The organism is Pseudomonas sp. ACM7 (genome assembly GCF_004136015.1).
GTDB classification, from domain to species: Bacteria; Pseudomonadota; Gammaproteobacteria; order Pseudomonadales; family Pseudomonadaceae; genus Aquipseudomonas; species Aquipseudomonas frigoris.
Window position 1 is genome coordinate 1,173,496 of the sequence record NZ_CP024866.1, and the last position, 13,974, is coordinate 1,187,469.

At 58.7% G+C, this 13,974-nt stretch carries 13 protein-coding genes and 1 tRNA gene; 5 read left to right on the top strand and 9 right to left on the bottom strand.

Annotated elements, in window-relative coordinates:
• The 5 genes from gcvP to CUN63_RS05740 all read left to right on the top strand — a co-directional run.
• On the top strand, nt 1-2,673 hold a 2,673-nt coding region (gene gcvP, locus CUN63_RS05720; protein ID WP_129445061.1), incomplete at its 5' end, for an aminomethyl-transferring glycine dehydrogenase.
• 205 nt (nt 2,674-2,878) lie between these two features.
• Nucleotides 2,879-4,255, top strand: coding sequence for an L-serine ammonia-lyase (locus tag CUN63_RS05725; protein ID WP_129437829.1), 1,377 nt, complete (start codon nt 2,879-2,881; stop codon nt 4,253-4,255).
• A 38-nt stretch (nt 4,256-4,293) separates the two neighbouring features.
• Nucleotides 4,294-5,418, top strand: a complete 1,125-nt coding sequence (gene gcvT / locus CUN63_RS05730; RefSeq protein WP_129437831.1) for a glycine cleavage system aminomethyltransferase GcvT — start codon at nt 4,294-4,296, stop codon at nt 5,416-5,418.
• Nucleotides 5,419-5,821: 403 nt separating this feature from the next.
• Nucleotides 5,822-6,034 carry a cold-shock protein gene (locus CUN63_RS05735; protein WP_003175786.1) on the top strand — a complete coding sequence of 71 codons (213 nt, stop codon included), beginning with the start codon at nt 5,822-5,824 and terminating at the stop codon, nt 6,032-6,034.
• Nucleotides 6,035-6,130: 96 nt separating this feature from the next.
• Nucleotides 6,131-6,619, top strand: a complete 489-nt coding sequence (locus CUN63_RS05740; RefSeq protein ID WP_111451447.1) for an RDD family protein — start codon at nt 6,131-6,133, stop codon at nt 6,617-6,619.
• A gap of 138 nt (nt 6,620-6,757) precedes the next feature.
• Here the strand turns inward: CUN63_RS05740 and nadA are convergent, their stop codons facing one another.
• From nadA to tolR, 9 genes are all read right to left on the bottom strand, one after another.
• Entirely contained in the window at nt 6,758-7,816 is a 1,059-nt protein-coding gene (gene nadA, locus CUN63_RS05745) for a quinolinate synthase NadA (protein ID WP_129437833.1), read from the bottom strand.
• 270 nt (nt 7,817-8,086) lie between these two features.
• A tRNA-Lys gene (locus CUN63_RS05750) sits at nt 8,087-8,162 on the bottom strand.
• 63 nt (nt 8,163-8,225) lie between these two features.
• Complete coding sequence (gene queC / locus CUN63_RS05755) at nt 8,226-8,918, bottom strand: 7-cyano-7-deazaguanine synthase QueC (RefSeq protein ID WP_129437835.1); 693 nt, start codon at nt 8,916-8,918, stop codon at nt 8,226-8,228.
• A 1-nt stretch (nt 8,919) separates the two neighbouring features.
• The gene (queE, locus tag CUN63_RS05760) at nt 8,920-9,567 is read right to left on the bottom strand and encodes a 7-carboxy-7-deazaguanine synthase QueE (protein WP_129437837.1); all 648 of its coding nucleotides are present in this window, start codon (nt 9,565-9,567) and stop codon (nt 8,920-8,922) included.
• 166 nt (nt 9,568-9,733) lie between these two features.
• Nucleotides 9,734-10,585 carry a tol-pal system protein YbgF gene (ybgF, locus tag CUN63_RS05765; protein WP_129437839.1) on the bottom strand — a complete coding sequence of 284 codons (852 nt, stop codon included), beginning with the start codon at nt 10,583-10,585 and terminating at the stop codon, nt 9,734-9,736.
• 6 nt (nt 10,586-10,591) lie between these two features.
• Nucleotides 10,592-11,089, bottom strand: a complete 498-nt coding sequence (gene pal / locus CUN63_RS05770) for a peptidoglycan-associated lipoprotein Pal (protein WP_003178634.1) — start codon at nt 11,087-11,089, stop codon at nt 10,592-10,594.
• A gap of 52 nt (nt 11,090-11,141) precedes the next feature.
• Complete coding sequence (gene tolB / locus CUN63_RS05775) at nt 11,142-12,443, bottom strand: Tol-Pal system beta propeller repeat protein TolB (RefSeq protein WP_074879460.1); 1,302 nt, start codon at nt 12,441-12,443, stop codon at nt 11,142-11,144.
• Entirely contained in the window at nt 12,440-13,519 is a 1,080-nt protein-coding gene (gene tolA, locus CUN63_RS05780) for a cell envelope integrity protein TolA (protein WP_129437841.1), read from the bottom strand. The genes tolB and tolA overlap by 4 nt, the downstream gene beginning before the upstream one ends.
• On the bottom strand, nt 13,519-13,971 hold the full coding sequence (gene tolR / locus CUN63_RS05785; RefSeq protein ID WP_161807482.1) for a protein TolR: 453 nt from the start codon (nt 13,969-13,971) through the stop codon (nt 13,519-13,521). The genes tolA and tolR overlap by 1 nt, the downstream gene beginning before the upstream one ends.
• Between the last annotated feature and the right edge of the window lie 3 nt (nt 13,972-13,974).

Below are 13,974 nucleotides of genomic sequence, written 5' to 3' on the forward strand. Positions count from 1 at the left end.
AGCGAAGCCGATGCCCTGGCCTTGATCAAATCCATCGCCGGCAAAAACCAGCTGTTCAAGACCTACATCGGCCANGGCTACTACGGCACGCACACGCCGTCGCCAATCCTGCGCAACCTGCTGGAAAACCCGGCCTGGTACACCGCCTACACCCCGTACCAACCGGAAATCTCCCAGGGCCGTCTCGAAGCGCTGCTGAACTTCCAGACCCTGATCAGCGACCTCACCGGCCTGCCGATCGCCAACGCCTCGCTGCTGGATGAAGCCACCGCCGCCGCCGAAGCGATGACCTTCTGCAAACGCCTGAGCAAGAACAAGGGCAGCCATGCGTTCTTCGCTTCCGTGCATTGCCACCCGCAAACCCTCGACGTGCTGCGCACCCGGGCCGAGCCGCTGGGCATCGACGTGGTGGTGGGCGACGAACTTGAACTGACTGACGTCAGCACCTTCTTTGGCGCCCTGCTGCAATACCCGGCGAGCAACGGTGACGTCTTCGATTACCGCGAACTGACCGAACGCTTCCACGCGGCGAATGCGCTGGTGGCGGTCGCCGCCGACCTGCTGGCCCTGACCGTGCTCACCCCGCCAGGCGAATTCGGTGCCGACGTGGCCATCGGCAGCGCGCAACGCTTCGGCGTGCCGCGGGGCTTCGGTGGCCCGCACGCGGCATATTTCTCCACCAAGGATGCATTCAAGCGCGACATGCCGGGCCGTCTGGTCGGCGTCTCCGTCGACCGTTTCGGCAAGCCGGCCCTGCGCCTGGCGATGCAGACCCGCGAGCAACACATCCGCCGCGAGAAAGCCACCAGCAACATCTGCACCGCGCAGGTCTTGTTGGCCAACATCGCCAGCATGTACGCCGTGTACCACGGCCCGAAAGGCCTGACGCAGATTGCCAACCGCGTGCATCACCTGACCGCGATTCTGGCCCAAGGCTTGAGCGCATTGGGCCTGAGCGTCGAGCAGGAAAACTTCTTCGACACGCTGACCATTAAGACCGGCGCGCAAACCACCGCGTTGCACGACAAGGCGCGCGCCAAGCAGATCAACCTGCGCGTAATCGATGGCGAACGTCTGGGCCTGTCCCTCGACGAAACCACCTCGCAAGCTGACGTGGAAACCCTGTGGGCCCTGCTGGCCGACGGCAAAACCCTGCCGGACTTCGCTGCTCTCGCCGCTTCGGTGACTAGCACGATCCCGGCCGCCCTGCTGCGTCAATCGCCCATCCTCAGCCACCCGGTGTTCAACCGCTACCACTCGGAAACCGAGCTGATGCGCTACCTGCGCAAGCTCGCCGACAAGGACCTGGCNCTGGATCGCACCATGATCCCGCTGGGCTCGTGCACCATGAAACTCAACGCCGCCAGCGAAATGATCCCGGTGACCTGGGCCGAGTTCGGCGCCCTGCACCCGTTCGCCCCGGCCGCGCAAAGCGCCGGCTACCAGCAGCTGACCGATGAACTGGAAGCGATGCTCTGCGCCGCCACCGGTTACGACGCGATCTCCCTGCAACCGAACGCCGGTTCCCAGGGCGAATACGCCGGCCTGCTGGCGATTCGCGCCTACCACCAGAGCCGTGGCGAAGACCGTCGCGACATCTGCCTGATCCCCTCGTCCGCCCACGGCACCAACCCGGCCACCGCCAACATGGCCGGCATGCGCGTGGTCGTCACCGCCTGCGATGCCCGCGGCAACGTCGACATCGAAGACCTGCGCGCCAAGGCCATCGAGCACCGCGAACACCTCGCCGCGCTGATGATCACCTACCCGTCGACCCACGGCGTGTTCGAAGAAGGCATCCGCGAAATCTGCGGCATCATTCACGACCACGGCGGCCAGGTGTACATCGACGGCGCCAACATGAACGCCATGGTCGGCCTCTGTGCCCCGGGCAAGTTCGGCGGCGACGTGTCGCACCTGAACCTGCACAAAACCTTCTGCATCCCCCACGGCGGTGGCGGCCCGGGCGTCGGCCCGATTGGCGTCAAGTCGCACCTGACCCCGTTCCTGCCGGGTCACGGCACCATGGAACGTAAAGAAGGCGCAGTCTGCGCAGCACCGTTCGGCAGCGCGAGCATTTTGCCGATCACCTGGATGTACATTCGGATGATGGGCGGCGCCGGTCTGAAGCGCGCTTCGCAACTGGCGATCCTCAATGCCAACTACATTTCCCGTCGCCTCGAAGAGCACTACCCGGTGCTCTACACCGGCAGCAACGGCCTGGTGGCGCACGAATGCATCCTCGATTTGCGCCCGTTGAAAGACAGCAGCGGCATCAGCGTCGATGACGTCGCCAAGCGCCTGATCGACTTCGGCTTCCATGCCCCGACCATGTCGTTCCCCGTCGCCGGCACCTTGATGATCGAGCCGACCGAAAGCGAATCCAAAGAAGAACTGGACCGCTTCTGCGACGCCATGATCCGCATCCGCGAAGAAATCCGCGCGGTGGAAAACGGCACCCTGGACAAGGACGACAACCCGCTGAAAAACGCCCCGCACACTGCGGCGGAAATCGTCGGTGAATGGACGCATCCGTACAGCCGTGAGCAAGCGGTGTATCCAGTAGCGTCGCTGATCGAAGGCAAGTACTGGCCACCGGTCGGTCGCGTCGACAACGTGTTTGGCGATCGCAACCTGATCTGCGCCTGCCCTTCGATCGAAAGCTACGCTTAAAACTGATGGGGGCGGGTTCGCCTGCCCCCACTTTCAAGAACACTACATATCCCCTTGTGGGAGCGGGCTTGCTCGCGAATGCGGTGGGTCAGGCAACATTGATGGTGACTGATACACCGCATTCGCGAGCAAGCCCGCTCCCACAGGGGACCGTGCAAAGCACCAGATTGCGCCCATACCTATAACAAGAAACCGGAGAACAACCATGTCTTTAAGCGTGTTCGACCTGTTCAAGATTGGCATCGGCCCCTCCAGTTCCCACACCGTCGGCCCGATGCGTGCAGCTGCTCGTTTCGCTGAAGGTTTGCGCCGTGAAGGGCTGCTGGCCGCAACCACCTGCGTCAAAGTCGAGCTCTACGGATCACTCGGCGCCACCGGTAAAGGCCACGGCAGCGACAAGGCCGTGTTGCTGGGCCTGGAAGGCGAACACCCGGACACCGTGAACACCGAAACCGTCGCCGCCCGTCTGCAAGAGATTCGTGGCAATGGTCGCTTGAACCTGCTCGGCGAACACAGCATTGCGTTCAATGAGAAAGTACATTTGGCGATGATCCGCAAACCGTTGGCCTATCACCCCAACGGCATGATCTTTCGCGCCTTCGATGCGGCGGGCATACAAATCCGCAGCCGCGAGTACTACTCGGTCGGCGGCGGTTTTGTGGTCGATGAAGACGCCGCCGGCGCCGACCGTATCGTCGAAGACGCCACGCCACTGACCTTCCCGTTCAAAAGCGCCAAGGACCTGCTCGGTCACTGCACCACCTACGGCCTGTCCATCAGCCAGGTGATGCTGACCAACGAAAGTGCCTGGCGCCCGGAAGCGGAAACCCGCGCCGGCCTGCTGAAAATCTGGCAAGTGATGCAGGACTGCGTCGCCGCCGGTTGTCGTAACGAAGGCATCCTGCCGGGTGGTTTGAAGGTCAAACGTCGGGCGGCCGCGCTGCATCGGCAACTGTGCAAGAACCCGGAATCATCCCTGCGAGATCCGCTGTCGGTGCTGGACTGGGTCAACCTCTACGCACTGGCGGTCAACGAAGAAAACGCCAACGGCGGGCGCGTGGTGACGGCTCCCACTAACGGTGCGGCAGGGATCGTCCCCGCTGTTTTGCATTACTACATGCGCTTCATCCCCGGGGCCAACGAAGACGGCGTCGTGCGTTTTCTGCTGACCGCGGCCGCGATTGGCATTCTCTATAAAGAAAACGCCTCGATCTCCGGCGCCGAAGTTGGCTGTCAGGGTGAGGTTGGCGTGGCGTGCTCCATGGCCGCCGGCGCCCTGTGCGAAGTGCTTGGCGGCACCGTACAGCAAGTGGAAAACGCCGCCGAAATCGGCATGGAACACAACCTCGGCCTGACCTGCGACCCGATTGGCGGGCTGGTGCAAGTGCCTTGCATCGAGCGCAACGCCATGGGGTCGGTCAAGGCAATCAATGCGGTGCGCATGGCCCTGCGCGGCGACGGTCAACACTTCGTCTCACTCGACAAGGTCATCCGCACCATGCGCCAGACCGGCGCCGACATGAAAAGCAAATACAAGGAAACCGCCCGTGGCGGTTTGGCGGTCAACATTATCGAGTGCTGATGCTTACGCGCATTTGCACACTTTTTCAGGAGCTGAATATGTCCACCGAACAACTGTCGAAAACCCCGCTGCACGCACTGCACATCGAACTCGGCGCCCGCATGGTGCCGTTTGCCGGCTATGACATGCCGGTGCAATACCCGCTCGGCGTGATGAAAGAACACCAGCACACCCGTGATCAGGCCGGGCTGTTCGATGTCTCGCACATGGGCCAGATCCGCCTGACCGGCGCCGATGCCGCCAAGGCGCTGGAAACCCTGGTGCCGGTGGACATCATCGACCTGCCTGTGGGCACGCAGCGTTACGCGATGTTCACCAACGAGACCGGCGGCATCCTCGACGACTTGATGGTCGCCAACCTGGGTAACGACGAACTGTTCCTGGTGGTCAACGCCGCCTGCAAGGACCAGGACCTGGCGCATCTGCGCAAACACATCGGCGACCAGTGCACCATCGAGCCGTTGTTTGAAGAACGCGCCCTGCTGGCGCTGCAAGGTCCGGCCGCCGTCACCGTGCTCGCGCGCCTGGCACCTGAAGTAGCGAAGATGACCTTCATGCAGTTCGCCCGCGTGAAACTGCTGGGCGTGGACTGCTTTGTCAGCCGTTCGGGCTATACCGGTGAAGACGGTTACGAAATCTCCGTACCGGCCGCCAACGCCGAAGCCTTGGCTCGCGCCCTGCTGGCCGAACCTGAAGTAGCGGCCATCGGCCTTGGCGCTCGCGACTCCCTGCGCCTGGAAGCCGGCCTGTGCCTCTACGGCCACGACATGAACACCGAGACCACCCCGATCGAAGCAAGCCTGCTGTGGGCCATCTCCAAGCCTCGTCGCGCTGATGGCGCACGTGCTGGCGGCTTCCCCGGCGCAGAAACCGTGTTCGGACAGCAACAAGCCGGTGTCAGCCGCAAGCGCGTGGGCCTTCTGCCTCAAGAACGCACGCCAGTGCGCGAAGGTGCAGAGATCGTCAATGAAGCAGGCGACATCATTGGTGCGGTTTGCAGTGGTGGCTTCGGTCCGACCTTGGGCGGCCCTTTGGCGATGGGTTACGTCGACAGTGCTTATATCGCTCTCGATACGCCGGTATGGGCGTTTGTTCGTGGGAAAAAGGTGCCTTTGCTTGTAAGCAAAATGCCATTTGTTCCACAACGCTACTACCGTGGCTGATTGACTGTTTCTATAAGTAACGCGGTTGCGTTAACAGCGCACTAATGTGTAACGCAACCGCCATAAAACAGTGCATCACTTTACCTGTAAGCTTCGTTTATGAACTTTGCTTATAACGATCGAAAACAATTGAACACGGCGATTGCATAAGCCAACACTAGTTGCGGCATAAACGCCCCGGCGCGAGCAAATCCGGGCCCTCCACAGGGCTTGTTTTTTCTCCCGTAGTTGGCGTAGAGTTTGTTCACTGTGTTTGCATGGGTCGCTTGGAATCGTGACCTGGGCAGTAGCCTACAAGTTAGCTACATCCCGTTCGGCGTCTTCTTACTCTCCTGCAACCAGCCCCAGTACTCTTTCACAAGAAGGAGGCTGTCATTAATTTTTGCGTTAAAGGAAATAAGAAATGTCCCAACGTCAGAGCGGTACCGTCAAGTGGTTTAACGACGAGAAAGGTTTTGGTTTTATCACTCCAGAAAGCGGTCCGGATCTGTTCGTGCATTTCCGCGCTATTCAGGGCAACGGCTTCAAGAGCCTGAAAGAAGGCCAGAAAGTGACTTTCGTTGCTGTGCAAGGCCAGAAAGGCATGCAAGCTGACGAAGTACAAGCAGAAGCCTGATCTTCTGTTACGAAAAAGCCCCTGATGCTGACATCAGGGGCTTTTTTGTGCGCGTAAATCCGTAAAATGGCTTCTTTTTTCCGTCCAGAGGCTGCCATGTCGAAACATCTTCTAAAACCCCAGGGCGACTTTCCTGCCGTCACCCTGGGTCGTCGCCTGGCAGCGATGTTCTACGACTTCTTGTTGTGTACCGCCCTGCTGATCGTCACCAGCGGGATTTACAAGATGATCCAGATGGCGATCATCGGCGAAGACAAAATGCGCACCCTTACCGAGGCCGGCGCGCTGGACGGCGATCCATTGCTGTCAACGGTGCTGCTGTTTGTGCTGTTCGGTTTCTTCGCCAAATTCTGGACCTGGTCCGGTCAGACCCTGGGGATGCAGGTCTGGTGCATACGCGTGCAAAACGCCGACGGTTCATCCATCAGTCTGTGGCAGGCGTTGCTGCGCTTTGTGGTGTCGATCGCGTCCTTGCTGTGCGTCGGGCTGGGTTTCTTCTGGTCGCTGTTCGACAAACAGAAACGCAGCTGGCATGACATCTACTCCAATACCCAGCTCGTGCGGATTCCAAAGAAAACCAAGTAATCCAGCCATACGAAAACCACTGTGGGAGCGAGCTTGCTCGCGATGGCGGCGTTTCAGTCAACATGTATGTGACTGACTGACAGACCGCTATCGCGAGCACGCTCGCTCCCACAGTTTTTTGCAACTAGCTGACAGATCTCAAGCGTTGCCGGCTAATTTCATCCGCGCTGCCTGTGTGAAGTCGAGCATGCGCTTGAGCGGCCGAATCGCTTGTGGAATCAGCGCGGGATCGACAAAGATCTCGTTAGTCCCTTCCTTCAAGCTCTTGAGCGTGCGCTCAAGGGTATTCATCGCCATCCACGGGCAATGTGCGCAGCTGCGGCACGCTGCGCCGTTACCGGCCGTTGGCGCTTCGATGAAGACCTTGTCCGGGCACAGCTGCTGCATCTTGTAGAAGATGCCGCGATCAGTAGCGACGATCAGGGTCTTGTTTGGCAGGCTCTGGGCTGCCGCAATCAACTGACTGGTGGAGCCGACGGCATCCGCCAACTCGATCACCGCCGTCGGCGACTCCGGATGCACCAGAATAGCTGCATCCGGGTACAGCGCCTTCATGTCTTCGAGCTGTTTGGACTTGAACTCTTCGTGAACGATGCAGGCACCGTCCCACAGCAGCATGTCCGCGCCGGTCTGGCGCTGGATGTAGGTGCCCAGGTGTTTGTCCGGGCCCCAAATGATGGTTTCGCCGTTATCCATCAGGCTTTCGACGATCTCCAGCGCGCAGCTTGAAGTCACCACCCAATCTGCCCTGGCTTTGACCGCCGCCGACGTGTTGGCATACACCACCACGGTACGTTCCGGGTGCTGATCGCAGAACGCCGAGAACTCGTCCACCGGGCAACCCAGGTCCAGCGAGCAGGTCGCTTCCAGGGTTGGCATCAGGATGCGTTTTTCAGGGTTGAGGATTTTGGCGGTCTCGCCCATGAACTTCACACCGGCGACCACCACGGTCTTGGCCGGGTGAGCATTGCCGAAGCGGGCCATCTCCAGCGAGTCGGAGACACAGCCTCCGGTTTCTTCGGCCAGGGCCTGAATGACCGGATCGCAATAGAAGTGAGCAACCAGCACCGCGTCCTGAGCCTTGAGCTCGGCAGCGATGGCGGCACGGTAATAGGCCTCCTCCTCGGCGGTCAGCGGCTTGGGCTGCTTGGCGTCGAGGTGGGCTTGAACCAGAAGGCGTTCGGAAATCTGCGTCATGTTCGCAAGACCTGCAGGCGCTTTCGCGCGAAAGTCGAGTATACACCCGGCTCCGGACCCTTCAGGGTACCGCCGGGAGAGTGAGTATCATCAGGCACGGACAACATTGAAGCTGCGCAAGGCTACAGAATATCCCGTGGATGCAAAAGATGATTCTGACCTGCGTCACGGTGTAGCCACGCTTTGATGCGAGCTCAAATCGCGGGCAAAAAAAAATCCGGAAATCCTCACTTACGTGGGCCTTCCAGACTTTTAAAACTGCTACAAAAATGGTGGGTCGTGTGGGATTCGAACCTACGACCAATTGGTTAAAAGCCAACTGCTCTACCAACTGAGCTAACGACCCGCTGTGTGGTGGCGCGTATAATACTGATTTTTAAGGACTATTCAACACCTAATTTGAAATAAATCAAAAATAAGGTGTCGGGTCGCTGATTCCGGCTGCCGCAAAGCCTTCTGCACGCAGGCGGCAGCTGTCGCATTTGCCGCAAGCGCGACCCTTATCATCGGCCTGATAGCAGGAAACAGTCAGCCCATAATCGACACCCAGCTTCACGCCTGCCTGGACAATTTGCGCCTTGCTCAGGTTCTGCAATGGCGCCTGAATGCGAAAACCATTCCCCTCTACACCGGCCTTCGTCGCCAGATTGGCCATGCGCTCGAAAGACTCAATAAATTCGGGACGGCAGTCTGGGTATCCGGAGTAATCCACGGCGTTCACACCAATAAAGATGTCACGCGCGCCCAGCACTTCAGCCCAGCCCAGAGCCAGGGACAGGAACACCGTGTTGCGCGCCGGCACGTAAGTCACCGGAATACCTTCACCCGGCACTTCCGGCACGTCGATGCTGCTGTCGGTCAGTGCCGAACCGCCGATACCGTTCAGGTTCAGACCGATGACCTTGTGTTCGATAACACCCAAGTCTCGGGCGACACGTTCGGCGGCGTGCAATTCGGCGTGAGACCGCTGACCGTAGTCGAAGCTCACGGTGTAGCAGCTGTAACCTTCAGCACGAGCGATCGCCACGACGGTCGCCGAGTCCAGGCCGCCGGACAGCAAGATGACTGCACGTTTTTCGGTAGTGTTCAGTTGTTCAGTCATTTCAGCGCCCCGGCTCGTCATTCCAAAGATATTTATGCAACTGCAACTGCAGGCGCACTGGCAGGTTGTCCGCCACCACCCAGTCAGCCAGGTCCCGTGCATTGAGATCATGGTGACTTGGCGAGAAAAGGACTTCACCGGCGCGCTGATCCAGACCGTACTGGATCAGCTTGGACACGGCCCAGTCATAGTCTTCCCGCGAGCAGATGACGAACTTCACCTGATCGTTGCGCGTGAGCAGTTCGATGTTCTCGTAGCGGTTGCGATGGGCTTCTTTCGAACCCGGGGTTTTCAGGTCGACGACGCGACTGACCCGTGGATCGACCGCCGAGATATCCAGGGCACCGCTGGTTTCCAGCGAGACCTCGTAACCGGCGTCACACAACTGCTTGAGCAATGGGATGGCGTTGGGTTGTGCCAGCGGCTCGCCGCCGGTGACACAGACGTAACGCGGACGAAAACCGGCCACTTGCTCGAGGATGTCGTCGAGCGTGCGAATGGTTCCGCCAGTGAACGCGTAGGCGCTGTCGCAGTATTGGCAACGCAATGGGCAACCGGTCAGGCGCACAAAAACAGTGGGCAGCCCGGCAGTCCGCGTTTCACCCTGCAACGAGTAGAAAACTTCGGTGATTCTCAATGTGTCTTGCATAGTCGCCACGGGCATAACAGCTAAACAGGCTGTCCGCCTCCGTCAGGCACTTCAAGGAACCCCGCCACCGCGCAGATCCCAAAAAGCGTGTTTCATAAAAAGGGCGTGAATTCTAACGAAAAAACCCGCGACAAGCGCGGGTTTCTTCGAAACAGGTCAAGCAGCCTTACATTTTCTGCAGATCACGCTGAGCCAGCTGAGCAGCGGAGGTGCCCGGATATTGGGACACTACCTGTTGCAGAATGCCTTTGACCTTGTCGGGATGACCAAGGCGGCGCTCTACATCAGCCAGCTTGTACAGCGAATCAGGCACTTTTGGATGCTTGGGGTACAGCTGTGAAACCTTGGCAAAAGCCTGACCTGCACCTTGCAGATCGCCTTTGGCCAGATTCACTTCGCCCAACCAGTACTGGGCATTACCCGCATACTGACTGTTCGGGTACTTGCGCAGGAATGCGGCAAACGCCTGGCTGGCCTTGTCGAAATCCTTGGCTTTGATCAGGTCGAAGGCTGCATCGTAATACAGTTTTTCCTTCGCCGGATCAGCCGGCTCGCTACCCGCGGCAGGCGCTTGTGTGGAAGTGGCAGCGGCTGCCGCTCCTGCGGCTGCGCCCGCTGCTGCACCGGGGGCATTCAAACTGCCACCGGCGGAAGAATTATCAGGAGTCGCGGCTGGTGCAACGCCGGTTCCTATGCGCCGATCAAGATCCTGATATCGCTCCAGGTTCTCTTGCTTCATGCGCGCTACATCATTTTGCAGAACTTCGATGATGCCTTGTTGGCGCGAGATCTGCTCCTGCATTGATTGCAGTTGGTTGAACAGCTCGCCCTGTGCCGAGACAGGGGCCGAAACCCCTCCCCCGGCATAGGCGCCGTTCGTACCGTAACCTGCAGGCGGATTACTAGTCCCGCTATTGGTATAGCCGGAGTCGTTATCGACCACAGGAACCGCAGCCCACACCGCAAGCGGTGCGAGGCTGAGAGCCAAAACAGTTACAGCACGACGGCACGTTCGCATGGCGAATTACTTACGCAGTTCGACGCGACGGTTTTGAGCCCAGGACTGCTCGTCGTTGCCGGTAGCAACTGGACGCTCTTCGCCGTAGGAAACCAGTTCCAGCTGAGCTGGGGAAACACCTTGCAGTACCAGGTAACGCTGAACGGCTTTCGCACGACGCTCGCCCAGTGCCATGTTGTACTCACGAGTACCACGTTCGTCGGTGTTGCCTTCCAGAACAACGCGAGCGCCGTTTGCTTTCAGGTCTTTGGCGTGAACGTCCAGAGCGCGCATGGCTTCTGGCTTCAGGTCCGAGCTGTCGTATTCGAAGTAGAAAGTGGTGATTGCGCGCAGAGCAGCTTCTTCGCTCAGGGAGCCGTCAACTGCACCAGTGTTTGCGCCGTAACCAGCGTTTGGATCTACAGCGCCTTCTCCGGCATTGTCGCCGCCTTTGGACGAGCAACCTACAGCTACAGCCATGGCCAGAGCCAGCGCAGCAAATTTACCAAACTTCAGCATTTCCATCGTGAAACTCCTAATGAACCCCAGTGTGTTAAGTACAACGTGTAGCGCCGCGTCAGTTCAGGTAAGGGGACCAGGAAGGTTCTCTGACTTCGCCTTGTGCGGTAGGAAGCGGGAGCCTTACGCGTCCATTAATGGACACGAGCATCAAGACTCCCCGGCCCTGCTGGCGGGTGGCGTAGATTACCATGGTGCCGTTGGGCGCAACAGTAGGCGACTCGTCCAGAGTGCTATCAGTGAGGATTTTTACGCTTCCGCGCTGCAAATCCTGGGCCGCCACCTTGAAATTAGTGAAACCTTCCTGACGATGGATCATCACCAGGGTCTTTTCATCAGCCGAAAGCTTAGGGTTGGCGTTGTAGTTACCGATAAAGGTCACACGTTCCGCACCACCACCGCCTGCGCTGGTTTTGTAGATCTGCGGCTTGCCGCCACGGTCCGAGGTGAAGTAGATGGTCGAACCATCTTTACCCCAGAACGGTTCGGTGTTGATGCCAGGACCGTTAGTGACACGAGTGATCTGACGCGAACCCAGGTTCATCACGTAGATGTCCGGGTTGCCATCTTTCGACAGTACGAATGCCAGACGATTACCATCCGGCGACCATGCTGGCGCGCCATTCAGGCCTTCGAAGTTGGTGATCTGCTCACGGCGACCGGTGTCGATGTTCTGCATGAAGATACGCGGACGCTTCTGCTCGAACGACACATAAGCGATGCGCTTGCCGTCCGGTGCGAAACGCGGCGACAGGATCGGCTCGCGCGATTGCAGCAGGGTCACAGCACGGGCACCGTCATAGTCCGAACGTTGCAGCGTGTAGCGAGTGTTCTTCTCGGAGAAACGCTCGGCTGTCACGTACAGCAGACGAGTCGAGAACGCACCTTTGATACCGGTGAGTTTTTCGAACGACTGGTCCGCAATGTAGTGCGACATGTCACGCAGTTGATCGACGCTGCCCGACACGCTGCCGGTCAGCACTTGCTGCTCGGTGGCGACGTTGAACAGTGCGTATTGGACCTGCAGGCGACCGCCCGCAGGAGCAATGCTGCCGACCATGACGTACTGGGCACCCAGCGCCTTGAAGTCACGGAAGATGATTTCGCTGGCCTGGCTTGGCTGGCTGATCATGTTCTGTTTAGGAATCGGCGAGTAGTAACCCGAGTTGCGCAGGTCGTTACCGATGATTTCGGCCATGTCGTCCGGCAGAACGCTGCCGCCCTGGTTGCCAAACGGAACGACTGCGATCGGGGTGGCCCGATCACTGCCGCTGGTGACCAGAATGTTTTTTTCATCAGCTGCCGCTATCCCTGCCAGGCAGCAGATAACGACAAGCATTCCTCGAAGAAGGTTTCTCACAAGGCTAGATCCTCAGGTGTGAATGTCATCTTGAATGAACGATACGGAGCGAAATCGCTCGGCTTCATTCCCTGCATTTCTGTCAAACGTCCAATATTCTTCACCGCTGCTACAGCCGAAGCGTCAAACGGACCATCGCCACTGGACTTGGCCACGCTGACCGAAGTCAACGTACCGTCCGGCAACATGCCGATCTGCAACACGACTGTCATGCCTTTGCGGGCCGAAGGTGGACGAGCCCAGCCTTCCGCTGCACGAGCACGGATCAGATCATCGAAACTACCGGCGACTTCGTCACCCTGCTCATCCGCCAAGGCCTGCTGACGCTGCGGCGTGTCTGAAAGCAAATCTGCCAGGGCCTGAGCCTTTTTGTCTTCGGCGGATTTACGTGCCGCTTCCTGCGATTTTTTCTTCGCAGCATCGGCAGCAGCTTTCTTCTTCGCGTCTTCCGCGACTTTCTTCTTCGCGTCCTCAGCTTCAGATTTCTTCTTGGCGTCTTCCGCGGCTTTCTTCTTCGCGTCTTCGACGATCTTTTTCTTCGCTTCTTCAGCGGCCGCTTTCTTGGCCTCTTCTTCAGCTGCTTTCTTGGCTTCTTCTTCAGACTTCTTCTTGGCTATATCAGCCAATTTTTTCTCTTCGGCCTTTTTAGCTTCGGCGGTCTTCTTCGCTTCATCGGCTTTCTTGGCTTCATCAGCCTTTTTAGCCTCTTCCGCTTTCTTCGTCTCGTCGGCCTTTTTTGATTCTTCGGCTTTTTGAGCCGCATCTTCCTTCTTTTGTTCCGCGGCTTTGATCGCTTCCTGCTCGATCTTTTTCTGTTCCATCTGTTCGACTTCGGTCTGGCGCGCGGCGGATTTCTTCGCCTCACCCGCAATCTTCTGATTGGTCTGGGTGGTCGCCTGACTTTTCGATTTCAGTTGGTACAGGGTCGCCTGGACAATCGGCTTGGCCGGCGGCAGTTCGGGCGTGAAGGCGAAACTGACAAACAGCATGCCGAAAACCAGCACGTGCAAGACAAGCGCCCAGACACTAGGCCAGAAGTAGCTTTCCGAGGCGGACGGCTCTCGCATTTGCTGCATCAGGGTGCCTCGGTAATCAAGCCAACATTACCGACCCCGGCTTTCTGCAACCCGCCCATGGCGCCCATAACGGAACCGTAATCGACGGTCTTGTCGCCGCGGATGAACACCTGAGTACGCTTGCCACCTTCAGTGCCGGCGCGAATGATCTTGGTCACGGCGTCAGTCATCTGCGGCAAGGTCATGGCCTTGTCCTGCTGCTTTTCGGTGTCGACTTCGCTGCCAAGGTTCCAGTAGTAGGTCTTGTCAGCCTTGATCGAAATGGTCAGGACCTGGGTGTTGTTGTCCTGCGGCAAGGCTTCGCTGGAAACCTTGGGCAGATCAACTTTCACGCCCTGATTGAGCATCGGAGCGGTCACCATGAAGATGACCAGCAGTACCAACATCACGTCGATGTAAGGCACCACGTTCATCTCGGCAACCGGCTTGCGCTTTTTGCGAGCTCGAGCGATTAA

Bases quoted from the DNA above. Each gene is read 5' to 3' on its own strand.
- CUN63_RS05740 (WP_111451447.1), top strand. From the start codon at position 6,131: ATGTCGAAACATCTTCTAAAACCCCAGGGCGACTTTCCTGCCGTCACC.
- queC (WP_129437835.1), bottom strand. From the start codon at position 8,918: ATGACTGAACAACTGAACACTACCGAAAAACGTGCAGTCATCTTGCTG.
- CUN63_RS05725 (WP_129437829.1), top strand. From the start codon at position 2,879: ATGTCTTTAAGCGTGTTCGACCTGTTCAAGATTGGCATCGGCCCCTCC.
- nadA (WP_129437833.1), bottom strand. From the start codon at position 7,816: ATGACGCAGATTTCCGAACGCCTTCTGGTTCAAGCCCACCTCGACGCC.
- CUN63_RS05735 (WP_003175786.1), top strand. From the start codon at position 5,822: ATGTCCCAACGTCAGAGCGGTACCGTCAAGTGGTTTAACGACGAGAAA.
- tolA (WP_129437841.1), bottom strand. From the start codon at position 13,519: ATGCAGCAAATGCGAGAGCCGTCCGCCTCGGAAAGCTACTTCTGGCCT.
- ybgF (WP_129437839.1), bottom strand. From the start codon at position 10,585: ATGCGAACGTGCCGTCGTGCTGTAACTGTTTTGGCTCTCAGCCTCGCA.
- gcvT (WP_129437831.1), top strand. From the start codon at position 4,294: ATGTCCACCGAACAACTGTCGAAAACCCCGCTGCACGCACTGCACATC.
- pal (WP_003178634.1), bottom strand. From the start codon at position 11,089: ATGGAAATGCTGAAGTTTGGTAAATTTGCTGCGCTGGCTCTGGCCATG.
- queE (WP_129437837.1), bottom strand. From the start codon at position 9,567: ATGCAAGACACATTGAGAATCACCGAAGTTTTCTACTCGTTGCAGGGT.